Here is a 21,670-nt window from a genome sequence, read left to right as displayed (position 1 = left end):
GGGTAGCGCAGCCTCGAGGAAGGCTACCTGGACGTGAACGGAGCAGTGGTCTACGTCACGGACAAGCCAGTTGATTCGCATCGCGTGTCTGGTTCCACGTGGACGCCCGCTATGCCTTTGAGCGGCAGCGTGCTGGTGGAGGCGCTGCGCAGGCGCCCCACGTTTCAGGATGAGGATTTAGTTTTCTCCTCGGTAAGGGGTGGCCCTCGGAGTGAGAGCAGCCTGCTCGAGTCCTGGCGCGGTTTCTGCCAGGCCGCCGAAGTGCCGTTCATCTACCTCTACCGCCTGCGTTCGACCGCAATCAGCCTGGCCAAGTCTACCGGCCTCCCCACCCGCATCGCGGCTCACTCTCCCGCCGTGCAGATGCGCCACTACGACGAGACGGAAGAGTCTGAGCAACGTTCAGCCGCGCTGAGTCTCAATGAAGTGCTCCGCTGACCTCTTGGGCTCAACATGGGCTCAAGGTTTTTGGACTCAACGCGACAACAGCGAGAAATGCGCGTCCAGCTTGGTGCCGGGAATGGGACTCGAACCCACACGCCCTTGCGGGCAACGGATTTTAAGTCCGTAGCGTCTACCATTCCGCCATCCCGGCAGACCCGCTCTTTAGTTTATCGTCCGCTTTTATTCTGACAAGGCCAGGGCATCCAAGCAGGTGTTCGCCGGCTGGTTTTGCTTCGCTTTGGGAATGCGTCCCCAGAGAGCTGGAAAAGTTGGAACCCCCTCGAGCCCAGCGTAAACTGGCAACGAAGCTTCGCTTGCCCTATTTCAGGAGTAGTAACAGTGCCAAACCCTCTCGACCAGCCCCACCTGCAAACGCTGCGCCTGCGGGTGCGCGGGGTGGTGCAGGGTGTGGGCTTTCGCCCCTTTGTGTTTCGGCTGGCCCAGGCGCTGGGGCTTTCGGGCTGGGTACGCAACGACCTCGAGGGGGTGCTCATCGAGGTTTCGGCCACGCCTGAGGTTTTATCGAGTTTTGTGCAAGCCCTGCGCGAACAGGCCCCACCTGCCGCCCGGATCGAGCGCATTGACGTTGTAGAACGACGTCCAGGCGGCTTACCCCCCGGCTTCACCATTATTCAGAGTGCAGCCAGCGGGCCCATCACCACCCTCATCTCCCCCGACCTGACCCTCTGTGAAGATTGCTTGCAGGAGCTGTTCGACCCCGCAAATCGCCGTTACCTATACCCTTACATCAACTGCACCAACTGCGGCCCGCGTTACAGCATCATCCAGCAGTTGCCCTACGACCGCCCCCACACCACCATGCGGGCTTTTGAGATGTGCCCGGACTGCGCCGCCGAGTACCACGACCCCACCAACCGCCGCTTCCACGCCCAGCCCATCGCCTGCCCAGTGTGTGGCCCGCAGGTACATCTGTGGAACGCCAGGATGGTGCCCATTGCGTCCAGACACCCGGCCGTTGCAGAAGCCGCACAGCTCCTGCGCGAGGGCCAGATTCTGGCCATCAAGGGGCTGGGGGGCTACCACCTGGCCTGTAACGCAACCAACCCACAAGCGGTCGAAGCCCTTAGAACCCGCAAAAAGCGCCGCGCCAAGCCCTTCGCGCTCATGGCAAAGGACACCGAAGTGCTGCGCGGCCACGTCTTGTTAGATGAGGCGGCCTTGCGCCTGCTAAAGAGCCTCGAGCGGCCCATCGTGCTCCTCCCCAAAGGCCCGGTTCCCCTACCCGAAGCCCTTGCACCGGGCAGCCCCGACCTGGGCCTTATGCTGCCCTACACCCCCCTCCAGCACCTGCTTTTTGCCGAGGGGGCTCCTCCCCTGCTGGTCATGACCAGCGCCAACCGCTCGGGCGAACCCATGGTCTACCGCGACGAAGACTTACCCGCCCTCGCTGGCCTGGCCGATTTTTTTCTGATAGGCGAGCGACCTATCGCCCGCCGGGTAGACGACTCCATCGTAGCGCTGGCCGATGGCAAGCCCATGCTTTTGCGCCGCGCTCGAGGCTTTGCCCCTGCCCCCATTCTGCGTTCGGAGCGTTTCCAACGACCCATCCTGGCCCTGGGAGCCCAGCTCAAAAACGCCATCGCTCTGTGCACAGGAGGCCAGGTATTCGTGAGCCAGCACATCGGCGACCTGGAAGAACTCGAAGCCCGCCTGGCTTTCCAGCAAACCATTCGGGATCTAACGCAGATGTTCCAGGTGAACCTGGAGCAAACCCTGGTTGTGCACGACCTGCACCCCGACTACCCCTCTACCCAGTACGCCGCAGAACTCCCCGGCCCCAAGCAAGCCGTGCAGCACCACCAGGCCCACATCGCCTCGGTGCTGGCCGAGCACCAGCGTTGGGACGAAACCGTGCTGGGCTTTGCCTTCGATGGCGCCGGGCTGGGCCTGGATGGGGCCATCTGGGGTGGGGAGGTGTTTTATGGCTCTTTGAACCAGGGCTTCAAGCGGGTGGCCCATCTGCACTACGCCCCCCTGCCGGGCGGTGACGCTGCAGCCGCATTCCCGCCCCAGGCCGCAGTAGGTTTTTTAAGGGATCTTTCGGGCTGGGAGACCCTGCTACCCGAGCAAGTCGTACAACAAGGAAAAAGTTTACTACGCTCCAGGCTGCCCATTCCTCTCACCAGCAGCATGGGGCGTTTGTTCGATACGGTGGCTGCGTTGCTGGGCTTTCATACCCGGCAAGATTTCGAGGGGCAGGCCGCCATGTGGTTAGAGAAACTGGCCCGCACCTGCCCAGCCCCTTCAGCGTACCGTTTTTCGCTTCCGCTTTTGCAAGAGGAGTTGCTCGAGTGGGACTATCGACCCTTGCTCGAGGGCCTCCTCCTTGACCTGAAGAAAGGTGCTCCGAAAGAACAGGTCGCCTGGCAATTTCACGCCGCTTTAGCCAACGCCGTAGTAGACGTTGCACGTACCTTGCGCGAGCGCTATGTTTACTCCACCGTTGTTCTTTCAGGGGGGGTGTGGCAAAATCGCCTGCTACACAGCCTGGCCTTGGTAGAACTGCAGGCGCAGGGTCTAGAGGTCTGCTGGAATCGAGCGGTACCACCGGGCGATGGTGGAATAGCCCTGGGGCAGTTAGCCCTGGCTCAGACACTACAAAAGCCCTAAGCAGGACTTTTTTCCCTATTCAATCGCATTTACTAGCAGTAAAAAAATGTCAACCCACAGCAGTGGGGATTCAAAAAGCGCTTGTGGGTTCCCCTCCCTAGCCCACAAGCGTTACTTTTTTGTGTGCTCGAGCTTTCGCCCGAGTGCAACGCCAGTGGAACCTGGCTACCATGTAGTAGTTCTAAGTTTCAATCCTCACTCGAGCTTTCGCCCGAGTGCAACCTCCCTCATCATCGCTGTTGGAGGCGACTCCATCGTTTCAATCCTCACTCGAGCTTTCGCCCGAGTGCAACCCGGGGCACGGGCGAGAGCTAAACCGGCATCAGCACGTTTCAATCCTCACTCGAGCTTTCGCCCGAGTGCAACGAGTGCGTGCGGGGGCCTGGAGATGAGCCCCTGTGCGTTTCAATCCTCACTCGAGCTTTCGCCCGAGTGCAACGTGACGTCGACCTCAAAGGGTATGGTGGTATTCAAGTTTCAATCCTCACTCGAGCTTTCGCCCGAGTGCAACCAATGTACCAATCGACCTGAGCGCCCTGGGGCAGGCTGTTTCAATCCTCACTCGAGCTTTCGCCCGAGTGCAACACCCAGAGTTCGTGGGCTACCTCGCGATGGCCCACGTTTCAATCCTCACTCGAGCTTTCGCCCGAGTGCAACGTATGCCTGGTAGCTTGCCCAAGTTGCCTTTTCTGCGTTTCAATCCTCACTCGAGCTTTCGCCCGAGTGCAACTGCCGAGAGATGAGAGCTGACATGCGCTGGCCGTTTCAATCCTCACTCGAGCTTTCGCCCGAGTGCAACTCCCACAGAGTGGGAAGGGTGCGTTGTAAAATATATGTTTCAATCCTCACTCGAGCTTTCGCCCGAGTGCAACGTTTCCGCCTTGCTCTTCGAGGGCATATGATCGTTTCAATCCTCACTCGAGCTTTCGCCCGAGTGCAACCAACCCGCAGAACCAGGGCGGGTGCTCAGCTTGGTGTTTCAATCCTCACTCGAGCTTTCGCCCGAGTGCAACGCAGCACAGCCTCGTCAAAATAGCCCTCCTCGCCCAGTTTCAATCCTCACTCGAGCTTTCGCCCGAGTGCAACAAACCATGAACAGCGTGCCGCTGCGGGTGCTCGAGGTTTCAATCCTCACTCGAGCTTTCGCCCGAGTGCAACGGAGGGAAAACAATATCGTTTCAGTGCACGATAATGTTTCAATCCTCACTCGAGCTTTCGCCCGAGTGCAACCATGAGCTTAGACATGGCCCTCACGTCCAGTCTAGCAGTTTCAATCCTCACTCGAGCTTTCGCCCGAGTGCAACGCCTCCCGGTCACTCCACACCAATCCCTGCTGGCGTTTCAATCCTCACTCGAGCTTTCGCCCGAGTGCAACCCACAGAGTGGGAAGGATTCAAGGTGAAGTATGTAGTTTCAATCCTCACTCGAGCTTTCGCCCGAGTGCAACCAAAGATAAGGCATCATAAATAATGTTTACATCACGTTTCAATCCTCACTCGAGCTTTCGCCCGAGTGCAACCATAGCGGCATAGCATATAAGCCTACTGGTTTTGAAGTTTCAATCCTCACTCGAGCTTTCGCCCGAGTGCAACGTGCCTGAGCCAAAAGGTATTTCGACTTGATGTGTGGTTTCAATCCTCACTCGAGCTTTCGCCCGAGTGCAACCCGCCAGGGAGCGAAGCCAAGGGATGATGAGCTTGCAGTTTCAATCCTCACTCGAGCTTTCGCCCGAGTGCAACTTGCGCGAATGGATGCAGGGTTTTTAGACCCCAAAGTTTCAATCCTCACTCGAGCTTTCGCCCGAGTGCAACACCTCGGCCCAAGCGCCCGCAAAATCGCCCTTCAGGTTTCAATCCTCACTCGAGCTTTCGCCCGAGTGCAACACGGGAAGGTAATTTAGTTTCTGTGCAGGACAACAGTTTCAATCCTCACTCGAGCTTTCGCCCGAGTGCAACGGCCTCATTCTAGCGTGCGTGCTGGACAAAGCTCAAGAGGCCGTTTGCGCGAACCCCCCTGAAAAGGGTTCCGGCGCAGGGTGGGGCAAGGTGAAGGGAAAACAGGTTTTCAATGTCCCCTAGCCGATTTCTCGGCTTGCGCGAACCCCCCCGGGTTTTGGCACTTGCTTGGGGTTCGCGCGGATTCCTAGGGCATAGATTACACCACCCTGCACAAACCGTGCAGACCCCGGCCCAAGGCTGGGGTTATGAAAAAGAAACTTCGTAACCCCGGCGTCGGTGCTATCGGCTATAAGCAAATCTCTTGTATTGGCGTTGTGGTTTTGCTACTTGCGTTGCTTTTGGTAGCGCCACCGGCAGCAAACCCGTTTCAACCCAGCCCCTTTGCCGATGGTGACCAGCCCAAGCTTGGTAGCGGAGGGTAGGGGACAGCTCCTGGGGTCAGGGGCATTTTTTGCTCCCTTGGCTGCATCGGGGCGGTAAGATATCGAGGTGCCTAGGCCGCTATCAACAGAGTTTTGGTTGGGCTTAGAGGCCATGCTCGAGGCCGGGCACGATCAGGCCGCCTTGCAGCTTTTATATAACGCTTTTGAACAGTGTCAGACCTACCAGCAGGCTTTAGATTTACTGGAGCGGTTGCGACGCCTGCCGTTGGCCTATGACCACCACCCTAGCTCAGCGCGGCTCTATGTTCAAACCCTTTGCCGTGCCCGTCGGCCTGATGAAATCCTGCAATTTTTTTCCAATCACTCCCCAGAAGCCGCTCTTTGGGTATATCAGGCTTGGGCCCTGGTTCGGCTAGGGCGTTACTCGCAGGCCCTGCAAACCCTAGAAAACGCCACTCCGGCCACCGATATGGACTGGAGCATCTTCTATCGGAGCAAGGGCGAGGCGCTGTTCTGGACGGGAGACCCTGGCTGGCTCGAGGTTTTCGACCGCTCGCGGGCCCACCTGCAAGGCACCGCTCTGGGGCGCATGCTGCTAGACCGGGGATGGTTTCTGAACCACCGAGGGCAGCGACCTGCGGCCCTGGTTTCTTGGGCCGAAGCCCTGGCCTACCTCGAGCGCGACCCCTACTACCTGGCCTGGGCCCATCACAGCCTGGGCTCTGCTCTTCTCCACGACCAACCCCACAAGGCCGAGCATCACCTGCTGGAAGCCTACAAGGTTAGCCGCAAGGAGGCCGCCAGAGAGTTTCGGGCCCGGGCCCTGGTGGGCTTGGGCGCTGTTCGACGTAGCTTAGGGGAATGGGAACGTGCGCTGGATAGCTACCAGTATGCCTTCAAGGAAGCCGGCGATACCCAGGATCGGCTCTTGGCGCTGTGGGGCTGGGGGCATACCCTGCGCCTGATGGGGCGTGTGGAGCAAGCCTTTTCTAAACTGATTCAGGCCTGGGAACTCAAGCCCGAGGAATGGCTCGAGGCCGACCTGGCCGCCACCCGCCTGATGCTGGGCGAGCGAAAAAGTGTTCTGGAGAGCCTTCCGCGACTTCAGACCCTTTTGCAAGAGGGCAAGTTGGGCGAGCGCAGCCGGGTGGTGCTGCGGGTGCTGGAAGCGGAACTGGCCCGTCAACAGGGAAGCGAGCGCCAGGCCCAAGCGCTGATTGCCGAGCTAGACCCCCAAAGCCTGTGGGTGCGAGAAGAGCTGGGTTGCTTTCCGGGGCTGGCCCGGCAGATGGGGCTACACCCCCCCCATACCCAGCGTTTTAGGGTGGAGGTGCAACCTTTCGGGCGGCTCGAGGTGCGGGTCAATGGCCGACCGGTGCCCATTGGCGCGGTGAGCAAGGCGGGCGAACTGCTGGTTTTTTTGCTGGTGCAGCGCGGGCAGGCCAGCCTCGAGCTGCTGCTGGATCGGCTGGGCGACCCCCACAACAAAAACCCCCGCAAGGCTTTATGGGAAACAATCGAAAAACTACGCCGGGCTTTGGGCTGGAAGGACAGCGTACAAAGCTGCGGCAGGGTCTACACCCTCGACCCCCGCGCCGAGTGGGTGTGCGACCTCGAGCCAAAAAGCTACCCCTTCCCCAGCGCTGAAGACCCTTCCCAAACCTTCATGGCCGGCTACTACAGCGAGTGGGTGGAAGAGTGGCGGCAGCAGTGGTTGGTGGTCTGATACTATCGCGTTTCCCACATTTATGCCACACACAGTGCAGCGTAAGTTACCCCACACGCCATAGCTTCCAAAGGGTGCTCTAAAAAAACAGGCGAGCGACTGCCCGCCTGGCAGCCCGCAGGGACGATTATTGCTTCTTTGAGGCTTTCTTGCCGTAGGTGCCAGCAAACTTCTTTTGGAATTTCTCAACCCGACCTTCGGTGTCTACAAAACGCTGCTGTCCGGTCCAGAAGGGGTGGTTACCGCTCCAAACCTCGACATGGATCTCGGGCTTGGTGCTGTAGGTTTGCATGATTACTTCGCCATTGCAGATGATTTTGCAAGGCACCAGCTTGGGGTGAATTTTCTCTTTCATAGCCTCTCCTGAGCACGGATTTTGCCGTGCTGTCAACTCATGCACTATAGCAGGTCTAGGCGGGAAGGGCAAGCTGGGATAAAATCGCGCACACGATGATGCGAGGGGTTCGAGGCGCCATAACAGTAGACCAGGATACCCGTGAGGCAATTCTGGGCGCTACGCGGGAACTGCTGCAAAAGATGCTCGAGGTCAACCAGATCACCGATTTCGACACCATCGGGGCCATGTTTTTCACTCTGACCGACGACCTACGGGCCGCTTTCCCTGCCGAGGCCGCCCGGCAGCTCGGGATGCAGATGGTTCCGCTCATCAACTCCCGTGAAATTCCGGTGCCGGGTGCTTTGCCCAGGGTGATTCGGGTTATGATGCTGTGGAACACCGAGGTCCCCCAAAAACAGGTCAAGCACGTGTATTTACGCGAGGCGGTGCGCTTGCGGCCCGACCTGGAAAGTGCCCAATAACGGTCATACCAGGCATGTTTCCACCATCGGCTATAAACCATCGACACCGGCTTTTCAGCGTACCTTGGCCCCCGGTGGCAGGTCTTGCTCCGGGCTCACCACCACAATTTTGCCCTTGGCGTCTTCGCCAGCCAGAATCATGCCCTGCGACTCCACGCCGCGCAAAACAGCCGGTTTCAAATTAGCCACCAGCACCAGTTTTTTGCCCACCAGGCTCTCGGGGGTGTAGTACTGTGCAATGCCCGAAACCACCTGGCGGGTATGGTCGCCCACATTCAGGGTTAGCACCAGCAGCTTATCGGCCTTGGGGTGTTTTTCAGCCTTGATGACCTCGGCTACCCGGAAGTCCACCTTAGCAAACTCATCTATGCTGATCTGCCCGTTGGCAGCTTGCTGTTCGGAGGAAGACGCAGCTTTCGACTTGGAGCCTTCGCCTTTGGGCGCCCCTACCTCGAGCTTGGGGAAAAGGATAGGCGCTTCCTGCGGAATCTGAGTACCCGCTGGTGAAAGCCCCCAGGTTTCGGTCTGGGCAAGGGTGTAGTCGCCGAGTCCCAGGGCTGCCCGCAATTCCCGGGCCTTGGTCGGGAGGGCCGGCTCCAGTAGCACACTGGCAATGCGTAGCCCCTCCACCGCCGTGTAGAGCGCATCTTCTAGTTCTTTCTTGCGGCGCTCGTCGCGGGCCAGCTCCCAGGGTTTGGCGTCGTTGACAAACTTGTTGAGGCTCCGCACGTACTGGAGAACCTCCTCCAAAGCCAGGTGAATCCGCAGGGCGTCCACCTCCTTGCGCACTTTTTCGGCGAGGCTTGTCCCGGCTTTGGCAATTTCAGAATCGGACGCAGAGGGGGCAGGGATCACCCCCCCACAGTACTTAAGCAGCATGGTTCGTACCCGCGAAAGCAGGTTGCCCAGGTCGTTGGCCAGGTCGCTATTAAGGCGCTGTACCACCACCTCTTCACCAAAGGGACTATCAGAGCCCAGGGTGGTATCGCGCAGCAGGGCATAGTGCACTGCATCCACCCCGAACTTGTCTAGCAGGGCCAGCGGGTCAATGGCGTTGCCCAGGCTCTTGCCCATCTTGCGCCCATCCATGGCCAGGATGTGTCCATGCACCACCAGGCGCTTGTAGATGGGCAGGCCCGCACTCTTAAGCATGGTGGGCCAGAAGATGGCGTGGGGTTTGAGGATGTCCTTGCCGATCACGTGCCAGGCATGGGGCCAGAATTTTTCAAAAAGGCCCCGGCTGGCCAGCGAGGAGGCGTAGGCCAGAAGGGCATCGAACCACACATAGGTCACGTGGTGTTCGTCCCAGGGAATGGGGATGCCCCAGGGTACGCGGTCTTTGGGACGGGAGATGGACAGGTCGCCGATGGGCTCCTTGAGAATTTCCAGCACCTCGTTGCGGTAAGCCTGGGGCTGGATCAGCTCGGGGTGCTCGTGCAGATACTCCACCAGCCAGGGTCGGTATTTCTCCATGCGAAAGAAGTAGTTGGCTTCTTTGCGCCGGATGGGCGGCTCCGAGTCACCGGGCAGGATGCCGTTTACCAGCTCTTTCTCGGTTACGAAGCGTTCCGAGCCCACCGAGTAAAGCCCTTCGTACTCGGCATAGTAGATATCACCGGCCTCGTAAACCTTGCGCAGTATTTCTTGCACATAGCGTTTGTGACGCTGCGAGGTGGTGCGAATATAATCGTCGTAGCTGATCAGCAGGCGCTTATAGGCAGGCTGGAAAAGCTGCTCTGAGACATAATCGACAAAATCCTGGGGCTCCTGACCGGCATTTTTTGCTGCACGCGCTATTTTTTCGCCGTGCTCGTCGGTGCCGGTCACGAAGTTGGTTTCGTAGCCATCCAGGCGGTGAAAGCGGGCCAGAAAGTCGCAGATGATTTTCTCGTAGACGTGGCCGATATGGGGCGCCGCATTGGCGTAGTCTATGGCGGCGGTTTCGTAGAAGATTTTGCTCACAGGTAACTCCTTCGATTTGGGGTTCTTGGGCATGGGGCATTGAAAGGTTTTACAAAAATACAGGGGCGCATACGCGCCCCGCCGATAGCCTGCTTGCTGCTATCGTCGGGACATTCGCATCATTCGGTTAAAGCAAGGCCCTACCACAACCTGTATTTTAGCGTCCCAGACCAGCGGTTGACAAGCCGGCAGCAGGCTTTTCTCGGTTAGCAGCTTCACTGCTCAACGGCAGGAAAGGGTGATGGGGAGAAAAACGTGGCGGCTAGCCTGGGGCGATTCCCAGATACTCCAGACCGCCTGGCCCTGCCACAATCGCCAGGGTGGCCAGGCCCACGAAAAGCCCACTTTCCACCACGCCTGGAATGCGTTTGAGTTCGGCCTCGAGGCCCTCTGGGTCTACAATGGGGCCAAAGTTGACGTCCGCAATCAGGTTGCCCCCGTCGCTATAGAAAAACTCGTCGCCATCCATGCGCAAGGTGGGCTCCCCCATTCGCCCCAGCGCATGCAGGGTTGCGCGGTAGCCAAAACGCACAATCTCCACCGGAACCACCCCGCGCCCGAGCTGGGCTACTTTCTTGGTGTGGTCGGCAATTACGATAAACTGCCTGGCGCTGGCCTCAACAATCTTTTCGCGGAGCAAAGCCCCACCCAGCCCCTTGATGAGGGAAAGGTCGGGGGCGATTTCATCGGCGCCGTCTATGGCCAGGTCAACCCCCGAAGGCTCGAGCTCGACCAGGGGAATCCCCAGGTCGTGGGCCAGCAGGGCCGTAGCCTCCGAGGTGGGTACGGCCATTACGTTTACAATCTCCCCCTCGCGCAACCGACGGCCCAGTTCTAACACCGCATACCGGGCCGTGGAGCCGGTACCAAGCCCCACCACCATGCCCGACTGAACATACTTAACGGCCTCGAGGGCCGCTTGTTGCTTGTAGATATCCAGGTTATTCATAAAATCCTTGGCGACCCAGCCCTTGAAGCCAGGCTCCCTTCAGATTACCGAATTTGCGTCAGCAGATGAGTGGAACATCCGTTGTCTTGAGCACGCTTCACAAAGAGCGAGCCTTACAGGTTTAGAAGCACAAGCCGCCCATCCGGGCGGCGTCTGTAAAGCACAACGTAAGGGCCGTTTCGGTTTCACACCGCTTGCTTTTGCAGCTCGACTAGCGCTTCGGCCACCTCGAGGGCGTGTTGGTCGGGTTTGACCTTGTCCCACACCTTCGCCACCCGGCCCTCGGGGTCAATCAGGAAGGTATAGCGAAAGACCCCTTCGTACTCCTTACCGTACATGACCTTCTTACCCCAGGCGCCATAGGCCCTGATCATGGTTGTATCTGGGTCGGACAACAGAGGAAAGTTAAGGTCATACTTGCGGTGAAATTTTCCGTGGCTTTGGACATCGTCGGCGGATACCCCCAGCACCACCGCGCCCAGTTCTTCCAGGCGGCCCTTTTCGTCGCGGAAATTACAGGCTTCTTTGGTACAGCCAGGGGTGTCGTCCTTGGGGTAGAAGTAAAGCACCACCCAACTGCCCCGGTAGTCGGTCAGGCTGTGCTTTTTGCCGCTTTGGTCGGGAAGGCTAAAGTCGGGGGCGGGAACACCTGGGTTCAGCATGGAATACATGATAACCACTAAAATCTGGACAAGGTGTTACCCGGGCTGCAAGTACCGTTTCCAGTTTCTTCAGACCACCGCGTGCGACCGGATCTGGCGCGGCTCGAGGGGCCGCCATTTCTGCTCGACCATGAGTACCCGCGCTACCAAGCAGCCAAGCTCGAGGCCTTTGCCCAGGAGCCCTCCAGCGCCCTTCTCTCCCCTACCCACCAGCCCGCATGGGTACGGGCGGCGCTTGAGTGGCTGTGGCAGCAGCTTCCGCATGCGCCAGGTACAAAAGCAGCTCCAGAGCCCAATAAAAAAGACCTGCTCGAGCTCGGAAAAGCCGCCGCACTGCGGGTTCAGGAAGACCTGGTGCTGATGCACGGAACCTTGCTCGAAGCACTTTGGGTCTGCTTTCCCAGCCACTGGAACCCACTCGAAAAAATTGGGCGTAGCTTCGCCGAGATCCATAGCCCCGTACCCCACAGCGAAAAGCTTCGGGCTGCCCAGCACAATGTGGCCAGAGCTATGAGCCAAAAAGGCCCCTTCGTGCGCTATGTGTGGGGGCTAACCTTTGACCCTGCCCTCTCGGCCCACCCCAGCCGCCCTGTGTTGCTCTCAGGGGAACGGGTCTATTTTCGCACCGAACGCCAGGTAACCTTACCCCTGCCCGAACTAAACCGAAGCTGGTTCTTGATCCGGGTGTATGTGGCGCCGGTCGAGACTGTAGCCGACAGCCCAGAGCGCCGGGCTGCCCTGCGAGAAGCCCTGCAAACCATGCCAGAAGCCCACCGCGCCTACAAGCCCGGAACCGTGGCTGCTTACCGGTGGCTCGAGGCCCGGGGGTTCTTTTAGCCCAGCTTGTAGCCAAAGCGTCGCAGAAGGTCTTTGCGCCACTGGATGTCTTCATCTGCTTCGACCCCCAGCGGCTTGTGTCCGTCCAGAACGCCCAAAATCCCGCGCTGGTCGTCCTGTTCGGCCACAATCACCGAGAGGGGGTTGGCGGTTGCGGCAAAAATTCGCACCACCTCGGGACAAGCCTTGATGGCGTGTAAAACGTTGATGGGAAAATAACCTTCACCCAGCACGATCAAAAAGGAGTGGCCAGCCCCTATGGCCTCTGCATTACGGACGGCCAAATCCACCAGTTCAGCCGAAGTACCGCTTTTGCGAATCAGTCGCTTGCCGGAAGCCTCACAGAAGGCCAGCCCAAACTGGATACCCGGCACAGCCGTCACCAGGGCTTCATGCAAGTCCTCAACGGTCTTGATGAAGTGGCTCTGGCCCAGGATGACGTTCAGGTTTTGCGGTTTCTCGACCCTGACGATTTGAAGTTCCATACCTTATTTAGGCACACTTAACTTCACCAGGTCAACGGTCGCCCCATCCGGGGTAGCGTAGCGCACGATACCCACGCCAGGGACAAAGAAAATCTCCATCACCTGGCTGCCACCGCCACTTGTTACCGTGGAGGTTCGGATGACGTAGGCGTTGAAGCGGCCCGCCGGAACGTTTACCCCTTCGATGCGCAAAACCTTGCCCAACAGGGCCACACTCTGGCCGCCAAAATTGCTGCGCCCGCCCCATTCCTGCCCCAGTACCAGTGGGGGGGCTGGATATAGTTGCAGGGGCGGGTTGTAGCGCTGCACAGCCTGACCGACAATCAGGCCCTCCAGCAGTACCCCTTTATCCGGGGTGTAGCGCAACAGGTCGGCGCTGACGGGCTGCTTAGCAAGCCTGCGCTCGAGCACCAGCATCCCGTTTTGCTCGCGGGTGAAGACCTGCTCCATGCCGGAGGAGTATGTCCAGGAATAGCCTATGCCGTTGGGGTAATAGGCGGTAGGCGCCGCCAGCCCCCCCAGCAGCAGTAAGCCCAGAGTCAAGAGGCGCTTCATCCTTTTTATGCTACGCCCACCTCCAGCAAAAAATGGTGCATTCACCCTGGGCCCAAACACCCAGCTTTCAGGATGTCCGTTCCTGGTCGCGGATATGGTATCAACTCTACCTGTAGAGTTTGCTTTGAGGATCGTTCCAAGCTCCCTCATCCGACGACACCCCAGGTGCAGTCAATCGCGTTTGCGTAACTGTTTGTAAATAGCGCGGTCGGGGTGTCGCCATCTTCTCCCTCCGGGGAGAGGGCAAGGGGTTTACTGTGGATTTGATATGAGTCCCTTACTTTCGATTTTGCCCTTTATTCGGCCATACCTCGAGGTTGCGACCTATCATTGCAATCGGAACAATCTGTCTATTCTTCTCTTCCCAGCTCGTGACCCCGTTGGGTAGCAGCTTCCACGGCCTCAATCAGGGCTGCCCGAACGCTCCGGGCCTCGAGCGCGGCCAGGCCATGAATGGTAGTACCGCCGGGGCTGCTGACCTCATCCTTGAGTACCGCCGGGTGTTTCTTGCGGAGCAATTCACCGGTGGCGATAAGCACATCGGCCGCCAGTTGCAGGGCCTGGGCCCGTGGAATGCCCTGCTTCACTCCCCCATCGGCCAGGGCCTCCGCAACCACCGCCACATAGGCCGGGGCCGAGGCCGACATCCCGGTAAAAGCATCGAACAAACGCTCGGGTAGCTCATAGACATCGCCAACGGTAGAAAACAAGGCCCGCGTGAACTCCAGATCGCCCGCCTCCTCGGCCTCGCGGGGGCCGGTGATGGCGGTAGAGCTTTTGCCAATGGTGGCGGCCAGATTGGGCATGCAGCGCACCACCCGACGGGTGCCCAGCCGACGCGAAAGCACCGCCGTGGACACCCCCGCCATGATGGAGATGTAGCCGGTGTTGGGATGGGCGACCTGCGGAGCCAGGGCGGCGATGTCCTTGGGCTGCACGCTCAGTAAAATCCGCTCGCAGCGGCGCAAATCTTCCAGGCTCAAGGGGATCGCTCCGGTCTCCTGGGCCACCTGCTGGGTGCGCTCGGGGGTATCGAGGATGCCGATCTCACTGGGCCCCAGCATCTCGGCCCGCAGCAGGCCCTCCAGAATGCTTTTACCCATCTTGCCCACACCCACAATCGCCAATTTCATGGCCTCAAGTCTAGCAGCATGCAGACGGTGGGGACAGGGGGAGGAGGTTTGTGCTTCCTATGATTTCGGCTTTCAGCACAGGGGCGGTGCATGAACCCTCGCAAGCGCTTCAGCCGGTTGGTGTTACAAAAAATGCTCGCAGGTAGGCAACTTAGCTGGGTGTTATATCCCCACCTAGCCTCCCCCGTCGGGGAAGGAAGACCGTTTTACTTTATGCACCAGCCCTGAACTTCAGCATTGGGCTCTTGGCTTAGCCCATTGCTATACTCCTGTGGTGCTGGTACTCGCGCTGGATACTGCCACGTCTTATCTAGTTTTAGGCTTACCCCATGCCGAGCGAGCTATTCGTTTAGGGCGCCGCCACGCCGAGGTGCTGTGGGGGGAGCTCGAGGCTTTTTTGCACCAGGCCGGTGTGGGGCTAGGGGAGCTGGAAGGGATTGCCGTTGGGCGCGGGCCGGGCTCCTACACCGGGCTACGGGTGGGCATTGCGGCGGGGTTGGGGCTGGCCAGGGGTCTGGGGGTTCCGGTGACCGGAGTAGAAACCCTAGAAGCCACCGCCCTGCGCTACCAGGGACGCGTTACGGTGGCCCAGACCACGCGCAATGGGCTCTGCTATGCCGCTGGTTACCGGATTGTTGGGGCAAAATTGGAAACCCTGCAAGCACCCCACCGCAGCCGACTGAATGAGTTACACCCCACCGGGCTGTTTGCCCTCGATCAACCCCCCTCCGGCAAGGCCCTGGTCCACCTGGGCATCGAGGCCCTGCAGGCCGGGCGCACCCTGATTGAACCCCTATACCTATGACCCTGGAGGAATACCATTCGCTGCACAAGACCCCCGTCCCCGGAGGGTATTTGTATACCAAAGCGGGGGCACGGGGGCTGGCCGATCCCGCCTACGAGCTACTGGCACAGCACTTAGAGCCCCACGGTCAGAAAGCCCTCGATTTGAACCCGGGTATCGGGCTAATCACCTATGCCCTCCAGAAACATGGGCTACAGGTTCAGGCCATCGAAACCTCGAGGGCCTCTTTACGCTGTCTGGAGGTCAGCTTTGGCGCCACGGTGGAGGTCAGCCGTGGGCTGCCCTGGGAAACCGAGTCCGCCTCGACAGATCTCGTGGCCCTGGTACTACCGGCCAATCGCGGAACACGGTACGTGGAACTATCGCTTTTAGGAGCGGCCAGAGCCTTGCGAATGGGAGGGCGGCTTTGGATAGCGGGCAGCAGGGACAAGGGCTTCGAGCACTATTTCAGGCTGGCTCAGGAACTGCTGGGCTTTGGCCTGCTGGTCAAACGAGACGGCCCCTTGCGGGTGGCGGTATTGGAAAAAGAAAAACCGGCCCCCGAACTGCCCGCTGTCTGGCAGTCCTTTGCCTGCGACCTTCAGGGCCAGACCCTGGATTTTGCCTATCTGCCTGGGGTTTTTTCCGGTGGGCATATAGACCCCGGTAGCGCCATGTTGCTGCGCGAGTTGCCCGACCAGCCAGGCCACGTACTGGACATCGGCGGGGGGTACGGCGCCCTGAGCCGCCCCCTGGTGGGCCGGGCCCTGAGCCTGACCCTCCTCGAGGACGACTGGCCCAGCGTGCTCTCGGCCCGGCAAAATTTGGGTGAAAAGGCCACCGTGTTGCATTCCGATGTGGATGAGGCCTTGACACCGGGCCAAACTTTCACTACTATTGTGACGAACCCCCCGTTCCACGTGGGGGGCCTTGTCGTGTTAGAAACCGCCATCGCATTCATTGAAGCCGCCTACGCCCGCCTGGAGAGGGGCGGGAAGTTTTATCTTGTGGCAAACCGTTTCCTCCCCTACGAGCCCCTGCTCGAGGCCCGCTTTGCCACCGTACGCACCCTGGCCGTGGATAGCCACAAAGTTCTGCTGGCCCATAAGTCGGATTGACACCCTTGTAGTACCGGCATCGCCGGGGGCCTGGACCCCTCACTGGGAGGTGAAGCGCTTGAGCAAGACCAAGACCGCTGCTGACGCGAAGGGACGATCCCCTTCGGGACGGACTGGCGTCCGTACACCCACGGGACGATCCCCTTCGGGACGGACTGGCGTCCGTACACCCACGGGACGATCCCCTTCGGGACGGACTGGCGTCCGTACACCCACGGGACGATCCCCTTCGGGACGGACTGGCGTCCGTACACCCACGGGACGATCCCCTTCGGGACAAAGCGCGCTCCGTACATCTAAGGAAAAAAGTACCCTTCATAGCGGTAAAAGCCAACAAGCAGCAAAGGCTGCGGTTTCCAGTACGAAGGCAAAAAAGCCCCCTGCCCCAAAAACCACTTCCTCTGCGCAAGCCAAAGTGGTAAGCAGCAAAACCGCCGATAAGAGCAAAGCAGCTTCCAGGCCACTCAAACCCGGCAAGACCGAGCTCAGGACAACCCCTAAATCGGCTTCTATACCCGCCAGTAAGGCCAAAAGGACGAGTAAAACCCAGGAGACCGGCAAGGCAAGTGGGATCGCAAAAGCTAAGGTGCCCAGCAAAACGGCTACCAAACCTCAAGCCAAAACATCTACCAAAACCAACAATCAAAAGAATGCAGGTTCTACTCGAAGCAATTCAGTCTTTAGGCCCACCATAAAAGAAGCCACCAAAGGCAAGCTCCCTGCTAAGGGGGCAACCACAGGCAAAGCCAGGAAACCCCAAACCAAGCCCTCGCTGAAGGACCATAAGCCCAGCAAAACCAGTGACAAACCAGCCAAAACCCCAGTGAGCAAGTCCAAGCCCAAGACCGCTACCAAACCCGCCACCAAAGCACCTGCCACAACACCACAAAAAACTATGCCCAAAACACCATCGAAATCCGCCAGCGAATCGAAATCGGCAAAAGCCACTGCCAAGCCCGAATCCAAGGGTAAGCCCACCCTCAAAACACCCGCCAAACCCAAAGCCGAAGCCAAGGGTGCGAGCAAAACCAAAACAGCCACTAAACCGGCTCCTGTCAAAACCGATAGCGAGGACACCAAGCCTAAAAAGGCGCTCTCCAAACCTGAGCCCAAAGAAACCACCAAGACGGCTGCCGCTAGAACACCCGCAGCCCCAAAGCCCAAGGTTTCAACGTCCACCAAGTTGGCGCCTAAAACCGCGTCTAAAAGCACCGCTGTGATTGAGGAAGCCGAAGAACTTCTGCAAGAGGATCTGGCCCTGGATGCCGATGAACTCGAGGCCCCCGAGCTCGAAATCGCCGATGTGGACGACCTCGAGGCCGAGCCCGACCTCGATATGCTGGTGCCCCCCACGCCCAAGGCGGGCAAGCTGGCTGCGGTTGCATTGGTGGAGGAGGAAATTGGCGAAGAGGTACTTGAGGCCGATCTGGAAGACATCGAGATCCTCGAGCCCGACTTCGAGCTGGGCACCCTGCCGGTAGAGGAAGCCGAGGAGGAGCTCGAGGAAGACCTGCCCCTACCGCGCATCTCCACCTCCGACCCTGTCCGGCAATACCTGCATGAGATTGGCCAGGTGCCACTCCTGACCCTGGAGGAGGAGATTGACCTGGCTCGCCGCGTGGAGGATGGGGTAGCCGCGGCCCAGCGGCTGGCCGAGGAAACCGGCCTGGAGGCCGAGCTGATCCGCCACGTTCTGCGCAGCCAGGTGCAGGGCAGCAGCCGCGTTACCAATATCCCCGGTACCGAGCTGCGCATTGACCCCGACACCGTGCAGGCGGTCGATGCCCGCCTGCGGGCCTTGCCCCGCGAGGTCAAGCGCTACCTGCACATCGCCCGGGACGGCGAGATTTGCCGCCAGCACTTGATTGAGGCCAACCTGCGGCTGGTGGTCTCCATCGCCAAGAAGTACACCGGCCGGGGCCTTTCCTTCCTGGATTTGATCCAGGAAGGCAACCAGGGTCTCATCCGAGCAGTGGAGAAGTTCGAGTTTAAACGCCGCTTCAAGTTCTCCACCTACGCCACCTGGTGGATTCGGCAGGCCATCAACCGGGCCATCGCCGACCAGGCCCGCACCATCCGGATTCCGGTACACATGGTGGAGACCATCAACAAGCTGACCCGCACCGCCCGCCAGATGCAGCAGGAGCTGGGCCGCGAACCGGCCTACGAGGAAATTGCCGAGGCCATGGGGCCCGGCTGGGACGCCAAAAAGGTAGAAGAAACCTTCAAAATTGCCCAGGAGCCCGTGAGCCTGGAAACCCCCATCGGCGACGAGAAGGACAGCTTCTACGGCGATTTCATCCCCGACGAACACATGGCCTCGCCGGTGGACTCCGCCGCCCAGAGCATGCTTTCGGAGGAGCTCGAGAAGGCCCTAAATAAGCTCTCCGAGCGCGAGGCCATGGTCTTGAAGCTCCGCAAAGGCCTGATTGATGGGCGCGAGCACACCTTAGAAGAGGTGGGCGCCTACTTTGGGGTGACTCGCGAACGCATCCGCCAGATTGAAAACAAAGCCCTCCGCAAGCTCAAGTATCACGAAAGCCGCACCCGCAAGCTACGGGACTTCCTGGACTAATCGGCCAGGGAATAAGCGAGGATGTGAGAGCCCTGTTTGGCAGCTCTCACATTTCTGTTTTAGGCTACAGCCTCGAGGTGACCTGTGAACCGTTATCTACTCGCCGGTATCTTAGTGCTGGGGCTCTTGAGCGGGTGCTCGAGCGTCCCCCAGGCCAAACTTCAGGCCTCCATCGGCACCTACAATGCCACGACCACTGGAAGAGCCTACATCCTGGTTCTACGGCCCCAGCAACAACCCGAAAGCATTAACGTCAGCGTGAGCGGGCCGGGCGGCTACAGCGAGACCCTTACCCTGCAAAGCGCCTCGGCCCGCACCCCCTCGGGGGTGTGGTGGGAGATTGGGTGGGATGCCTCCAAAACCCTCACGAGCGGTGCCTATACGTTTTCGGCCACCATTGACGGACAAACCGAACAAGTCAGTCTGAACGTGGATGCCAGCGCCACCCTCGCCAGGCCCACCGTAACCATTGGCAACAACCCCACCACCAAGTCCGTATCGGCCACCTGGACCGCCAGCAGTGGGGCCACGGGCTACCTGGTGCGCCTGGTGAACCGCACCACCAGTACCGTGGTCGCACGCAACATCATCGCGGCCCTCAGCACCACCTTCAGCAACCTCAACCTGAATCCCGCCGACACGTACGCAGTAGAGGTTTACCCGGCCAGCAGCAATATCAGCACCGACCCCCCCATCGTTCCCAGCCAGTTCAACATGGCCCTGGGGGAGAGTGCAGCGTTTACCGTCACCCCCGCACCCTAGCAGACCTTTTCAAGGTTGAGCACTTGAGGTAAAGCCAGCTCTTTCAGCCTTTGGACTTGGGCCTCTGGCCCTTGCAGGAAACACGCTCATGGATAACCTCGTGGCGCAGGTTCAAACCTATCTACAGATTTACGACCCCCTGGGTATGGGTGAGCTGGCCCCCCTTGAAGCGCTCTATGGGCCGGTGGTGAGCGAAATTGTGGAAAAGCTGCGGGCTGTTCAGAGCAGCGAAGAGGCCGCCCAGGCCATTCACCGGGTTTTGTACCTGACCTACGGCAACCAGGCCGGGCCCGTACGCAACTACGCCGACCTGGGCCGGGATTTGTTCAAGCTTGTGCATCAGGGCGCCTGAGCGCGGCACGGTGCACAAAACCCTAGACCCTACCTCCCTGACCCTTTACCCTGATGTCTATGACTGCCGACGAACGACTGGCCCAGTTGCCCCCCAAACTCCAAAGCGTGGTGCAGATGCTGGGAAGTGCCCCCAAGGTCATCAAGACCGAGATGCTTTTAGAGTTTGCCAAGAAAATGCCCCCCTTGCCCGAGGGCATGCAAGGCAAGCTCGAGCAAGTCCACGAGTGCACCACGCCTTTCTTCGTGCATGCCGAACTCCAGGAGGGCAAGGTTCACCTCTACTTCGACGCCCCCAAGGAAGCCCCCACGGTGCGGGCCTTTGCCGGGCTACTGGCCGAAGGCCTGGAGGGCGAAAGCCCCGAGGCCATTCTCAGGGTACCGGAGGACTTTTACAGTCTGGCCCGGCTCGAGGAAATCATTACACCCTTGCGACTGCGTGGCTTGCAAGCCGTGCTCATGCGCATCAAGCGGCAGGTACGCGAGGCGCAGTGAGGGCCAGCGGGTCAGGGCTTTGGGGTCAGGGTGGCAGTTATACCCGCCGCAGCTTTTTTCCGAAGGCATTTTTCTGTGCGTTTAGCTCGAGCAGGTTGAGATTCGATTCAGTCTGAATGGCTGTGCCCCGTAAACTGCTTCAGGTCAAGAGATTGAACTGTAGTGAAAAGTATCAAAAAAAGGGCATAAAGTCAGGCTGAAAGGGCAGGGAGTACGGTCAGTAGCTGGGATTTGAGGGTTTTTGCGGCATTGTGCTGTGCTGTGCGCCAAGAAAGATCTGGATGTAGTTGTTTTTGCTGTCGAATAAGGTGTAGGGCCTCGATGGCAAGGTCAGCATGTTTGAGTTGAGCAGCATAGGAACGAGAGAGGCATTTGGATAAACCCAGGTTCTGTTTGAGCAGGCGATGCACCCGCTCCAGATCCCAACGAGCTTTCCAGGCGGCAAGGACTTCTTGAATGCCTGCATCCAGGGTGGAGAAGAGGGCCATCAGCTTGAAACCTGCTGGCTGGGGTAGCCAAATCAGCAGCATATCCAGTCGACCCACATCGGCCAAGGTGATCTTGATGCGTTTGACATACCAGCCAAAACGCTTGTAATAGCGGGCTTTACCGGGTGGATAGTGCTCACCCAGTTCTCGGATAGATCGTTGCTTTCCTGCATGTTCGACCTTTTGATTCAGTCTGGCCCGAGCTACGAAAGGTATGTTGTGCTGGTAGAGCTTGGCGAGGTAAGCCTTACCCGCAAACTGGTTGTCGAACACCACGCCTGCGAGGCTATAACCATTACCATTCTTGCGGATGGCCTCGACTACCTGCCACATCGCCTCACCAGGGGTTCGGTACGGGTATACCTCCGAACTCATGGGCTTGGTGGGGAAACCCTCCAGACTCAATGGGTAGGGAAGTTTCCCATATCCAACCAGCCCACATGACAGCAGGTTATGTCCCCACACCGGAGCTTTATCACTGCTGGAGTACACCCGATCCACGCCCTCGATCCAACATCCTTGATGGGCTACGGGAACCAAGTCCACCCCCAGG

At 59.2% G+C, this 21,670-nt stretch carries 22 protein-coding genes, 1 tRNA gene and 1 CRISPR repeat array; of the genes, 12 read left to right on the top strand and 11 right to left on the bottom strand.

Annotated features, from left to right (window positions below):
- Positions 1-84: 84 nt before the first annotated feature.
- On the top strand, positions 85-438 hold the full coding sequence (locus Q0X23_RS12400) for a hypothetical protein (RefSeq protein ID WP_297860575.1): 354 nt from the start codon (positions 85-87) through the stop codon (positions 436-438).
- A gap of 71 nt (positions 439-509) precedes the next feature.
- Here the strand turns inward: Q0X23_RS12400 and Q0X23_RS12395 are convergent.
- Positions 510-595 (bottom strand) — tRNA-Leu (locus Q0X23_RS12395).
- 188 nt (positions 596-783) lie between these two features.
- On the opposite strand from Q0X23_RS12395, the gene hypF reads away from it, so the two are divergent.
- The 3 genes from hypF (at position 784) to Q0X23_RS12380 (ending at position 7,142) form a co-directional block, all read left to right on the top strand.
- Entirely contained in the window at positions 784-3,075 is a 2,292-nt protein-coding gene (hypF, locus tag Q0X23_RS12390) for a carbamoyltransferase HypF (RefSeq protein ID WP_297860574.1), read from the top strand.
- 113 nt (positions 3,076-3,188) lie between these two features.
- A CRISPR array of direct repeats spans positions 3,189-5,030; the repeat unit is 37 nt; unit sequence GTTTCAATCCTCACTCGAGCTTTCGCCCGAGTGCAAC.
- Positions 5,031-5,278: 248 nt separating this feature from the next.
- Positions 5,279-5,455: a hypothetical protein gene (locus Q0X23_RS12385; protein ID WP_297860573.1), complete on the top strand. Its 177-nt coding sequence runs from the start codon at positions 5,279-5,281 to the stop codon at positions 5,453-5,455.
- A gap of 67 nt (positions 5,456-5,522) precedes the next feature.
- Positions 5,523-7,142: a tetratricopeptide repeat protein gene (locus tag Q0X23_RS12380; protein WP_297860572.1), complete on the top strand. Its 1,620-nt coding sequence runs from the start codon at positions 5,523-5,525 to the stop codon at positions 7,140-7,142.
- 127 nt (positions 7,143-7,269) lie between these two features.
- Here the strand turns inward: Q0X23_RS12380 and rpmE are convergent, their stop codons facing one another.
- On the bottom strand, positions 7,270-7,497 hold the full coding sequence (gene rpmE, locus Q0X23_RS12375) for a 50S ribosomal protein L31 (RefSeq protein WP_297860571.1): 228 nt from the start codon (positions 7,495-7,497) through the stop codon (positions 7,270-7,272).
- 95 nt (positions 7,498-7,592) lie between these two features.
- On the opposite strand from rpmE, the gene aroH reads away from it, so the two are divergent.
- Positions 7,593-7,961: a chorismate mutase gene (aroH, locus tag Q0X23_RS12370; protein WP_297860570.1), complete on the top strand. Its 369-nt coding sequence runs from the start codon at positions 7,593-7,595 to the stop codon at positions 7,959-7,961.
- A 54-nt stretch (positions 7,962-8,015) separates the two neighbouring features.
- On the opposite strand, the gene metG is transcribed toward aroH, so the two are convergent.
- From metG to bcp, 3 genes are all read right to left on the bottom strand, one after another.
- Positions 8,016-9,923, bottom strand: coding sequence for a methionine--tRNA ligase (gene metG / locus Q0X23_RS12365; RefSeq protein ID WP_297860569.1), 1,908 nt, complete (start codon positions 9,921-9,923; stop codon positions 8,016-8,018).
- A 262-nt stretch (positions 9,924-10,185) separates the two neighbouring features.
- Positions 10,186-10,872 carry a ribose-5-phosphate isomerase RpiA gene (gene rpiA, locus Q0X23_RS12360; RefSeq protein WP_297860568.1) on the bottom strand — a complete coding sequence of 229 codons (687 nt, stop codon included), beginning with the start codon at positions 10,870-10,872 and terminating at the stop codon, positions 10,186-10,188.
- A gap of 185 nt (positions 10,873-11,057) precedes the next feature.
- On the bottom strand, positions 11,058-11,534 hold the full coding sequence (bcp, locus tag Q0X23_RS12355; RefSeq protein WP_297860567.1) for a thioredoxin-dependent thiol peroxidase: 477 nt from the start codon (positions 11,532-11,534) through the stop codon (positions 11,058-11,060).
- A gap of 81 nt (positions 11,535-11,615) precedes the next feature.
- Here bcp and Q0X23_RS12350 point away from each other — a divergent pair, with 81 nt between their 5' ends.
- Positions 11,616-12,371 (top strand): heme-dependent oxidative N-demethylase subunit alpha family protein, encoded by a 756-nt coding sequence (locus tag Q0X23_RS12350; RefSeq protein WP_297860566.1) that lies wholly within the window; start codon positions 11,616-11,618, stop codon positions 12,369-12,371.
- Here Q0X23_RS12350 and Q0X23_RS12345 read toward each other — a convergent pair.
- The 3 genes from Q0X23_RS12345 to proC all read right to left on the bottom strand — a co-directional run bounded on the left by Q0X23_RS12345 (position 12,368) and on the right by proC (position 14,544).
- Positions 12,368-12,856 (bottom strand): adenosine-specific kinase, encoded by a 489-nt coding sequence (locus Q0X23_RS12345; RefSeq protein ID WP_297860565.1) that lies wholly within the window; start codon positions 12,854-12,856, stop codon positions 12,368-12,370. The genes Q0X23_RS12350 and Q0X23_RS12345 overlap by 4 nt on opposite strands.
- 3 nt (positions 12,857-12,859) lie before the next feature.
- Positions 12,860-13,411 carry a hypothetical protein gene (locus Q0X23_RS12340; RefSeq protein WP_297860564.1) on the bottom strand — a complete coding sequence of 184 codons (552 nt, stop codon included), beginning with the start codon at positions 13,409-13,411 and terminating at the stop codon, positions 12,860-12,862.
- Positions 13,412-13,761: 350 nt separating this feature from the next.
- Positions 13,762-14,544 (bottom strand): pyrroline-5-carboxylate reductase, encoded by a 783-nt coding sequence (gene proC / locus Q0X23_RS12335; RefSeq protein WP_297860563.1) that lies wholly within the window; start codon positions 14,542-14,544, stop codon positions 13,762-13,764.
- Positions 14,545-14,818: 274 nt separating this feature from the next.
- Here proC and tsaB point away from each other — a divergent pair, with 274 nt between their 5' ends.
- Both tsaB and Q0X23_RS12325 read left to right on the top strand, forming a co-directional pair.
- Complete coding sequence (gene tsaB, locus Q0X23_RS12330) at positions 14,819-15,349, top strand: tRNA (adenosine(37)-N6)-threonylcarbamoyltransferase complex dimerization subunit type 1 TsaB (protein WP_297860562.1); 531 nt, start codon at positions 14,819-14,821, stop codon at positions 15,347-15,349.
- Positions 15,346-16,446, top strand: coding sequence for a methyltransferase (locus tag Q0X23_RS12325; RefSeq protein ID WP_297860561.1), 1,101 nt, complete (start codon positions 15,346-15,348; stop codon positions 16,444-16,446). Before tsaB ends, Q0X23_RS12325 begins: the two co-directional genes overlap by 4 nt.
- 315 nt (positions 16,447-16,761) lie before the next feature.
- On the opposite strand, the gene Q0X23_RS12320 is transcribed toward Q0X23_RS12325, so the two are convergent.
- Together Q0X23_RS12320 and Q0X23_RS12315 are read right to left on the bottom strand one after the other, a co-directional pair.
- Positions 16,762-17,055, bottom strand: a complete 294-nt coding sequence (locus Q0X23_RS12320) for a hypothetical protein (RefSeq protein ID WP_297860560.1) — start codon at positions 17,053-17,055, stop codon at positions 16,762-16,764.
- A gap of 33 nt (positions 17,056-17,088) precedes the next feature.
- Positions 17,089-17,658, bottom strand: coding sequence for a hypothetical protein (locus Q0X23_RS12315; RefSeq protein ID WP_297860559.1), 570 nt, complete (start codon positions 17,656-17,658; stop codon positions 17,089-17,091).
- 4 nt (positions 17,659-17,662) lie between these two features.
- Between Q0X23_RS12315 and rpoD the strand changes: the two genes are divergently transcribed.
- The 4 genes from rpoD to Q0X23_RS12295 all read left to right on the top strand — a co-directional run bounded on the left by rpoD (position 17,663) and on the right by Q0X23_RS12295 (position 20,629).
- Complete coding sequence (rpoD, locus tag Q0X23_RS12310; RefSeq protein ID WP_297860558.1) at positions 17,663-19,021, top strand: RNA polymerase sigma factor RpoD; 1,359 nt, start codon at positions 17,663-17,665, stop codon at positions 19,019-19,021.
- 84 nt (positions 19,022-19,105) lie between these two features.
- Positions 19,106-19,783 (top strand): hypothetical protein, encoded by a 678-nt coding sequence (locus tag Q0X23_RS12305; RefSeq protein WP_297860557.1) that lies wholly within the window; start codon positions 19,106-19,108, stop codon positions 19,781-19,783.
- Positions 19,784-19,871: 88 nt separating this feature from the next.
- Positions 19,872-20,135 carry a DUF1871 domain-containing protein gene (locus tag Q0X23_RS12300; RefSeq protein WP_297860556.1) on the top strand — a complete coding sequence of 88 codons (264 nt, stop codon included), beginning with the start codon at positions 19,872-19,874 and terminating at the stop codon, positions 20,133-20,135.
- Positions 20,136-20,194: 59 nt separating this feature from the next.
- Complete coding sequence (locus tag Q0X23_RS12295; RefSeq protein ID WP_297860555.1) at positions 20,195-20,629, top strand: SufE family protein; 435 nt, start codon at positions 20,195-20,197, stop codon at positions 20,627-20,629.
- Positions 20,630-20,820: 191 nt separating this feature from the next.
- Here Q0X23_RS12295 and Q0X23_RS12290 read toward each other — a convergent pair whose 3' ends face one another.
- Positions 20,821-21,450: a transposase gene (locus tag Q0X23_RS12290; RefSeq protein ID WP_297858494.1), complete on the bottom strand. Its 630-nt coding sequence runs from the start codon at positions 21,448-21,450 to the stop codon at positions 20,821-20,823.
- Positions 21,451-21,670 lie beyond the last annotated feature (220 nt).

The organism is Meiothermus sp., assembly GCF_026004115.1.
Classification (GTDB): Bacteria; Deinococcota; Deinococci; order Deinococcales; family Thermaceae; genus Meiothermus.
The sequence above is the reverse complement of the archived record's forward strand: the minus strand, read 5'-3'. Positions and strand labels throughout refer to the sequence as shown.

Excerpts from the sequence above, each read along its gene's own strand:
- Q0X23_RS12385 (WP_297860573.1), top strand. The coding sequence starts at position 5,279 with ATGAAAAAGAAACTTCGTAACCCCGGCGTCGGTGCTATCGGCTATAAG.
- rpmE (WP_297860571.1), bottom strand. The coding sequence starts at position 7,497 with ATGAAAGAGAAAATTCACCCCAAGCTGGTGCCTTGCAAAATCATCTGC.
- aroH (WP_297860570.1), top strand. The coding sequence starts at position 7,593 with ATGATGCGAGGGGTTCGAGGCGCCATAACAGTAGACCAGGATACCCGT.
- rpiA (WP_297860568.1), bottom strand. The coding sequence starts at position 10,872 with ATGAATAACCTGGATATCTACAAGCAACAAGCGGCCCTCGAGGCCGTT.
- bcp (WP_297860567.1), bottom strand. The coding sequence starts at position 11,534 with ATGCTGAACCCAGGTGTTCCCGCCCCCGACTTTAGCCTTCCCGACCAA.
- Q0X23_RS12345 (WP_297860565.1), bottom strand. The coding sequence starts at position 12,856 with ATGGAACTTCAAATCGTCAGGGTCGAGAAACCGCAAAACCTGAACGTC.
- Q0X23_RS12340 (WP_297860564.1), bottom strand. The coding sequence starts at position 13,411 with ATGAAGCGCCTCTTGACTCTGGGCTTACTGCTGCTGGGGGGGCTGGCG.
- proC (WP_297860563.1), bottom strand. The coding sequence starts at position 14,544 with ATGAAATTGGCGATTGTGGGTGTGGGCAAGATGGGTAAAAGCATTCTG.
- Q0X23_RS12325 (WP_297860561.1), top strand. The coding sequence starts at position 15,346 with ATGACCCTGGAGGAATACCATTCGCTGCACAAGACCCCCGTCCCCGGA.
- Q0X23_RS12300 (WP_297860556.1), top strand. The coding sequence starts at position 19,872 with ATGGATAACCTCGTGGCGCAGGTTCAAACCTATCTACAGATTTACGAC.
- Q0X23_RS12295 (WP_297860555.1), top strand. The coding sequence starts at position 20,195 with ATGACTGCCGACGAACGACTGGCCCAGTTGCCCCCCAAACTCCAAAGC.
- Q0X23_RS12290 (WP_297858494.1), bottom strand. The coding sequence starts at position 21,450 with ATGTGGCAGGTAGTCGAGGCCATCCGCAAGAATGGTAATGGTTATAGC.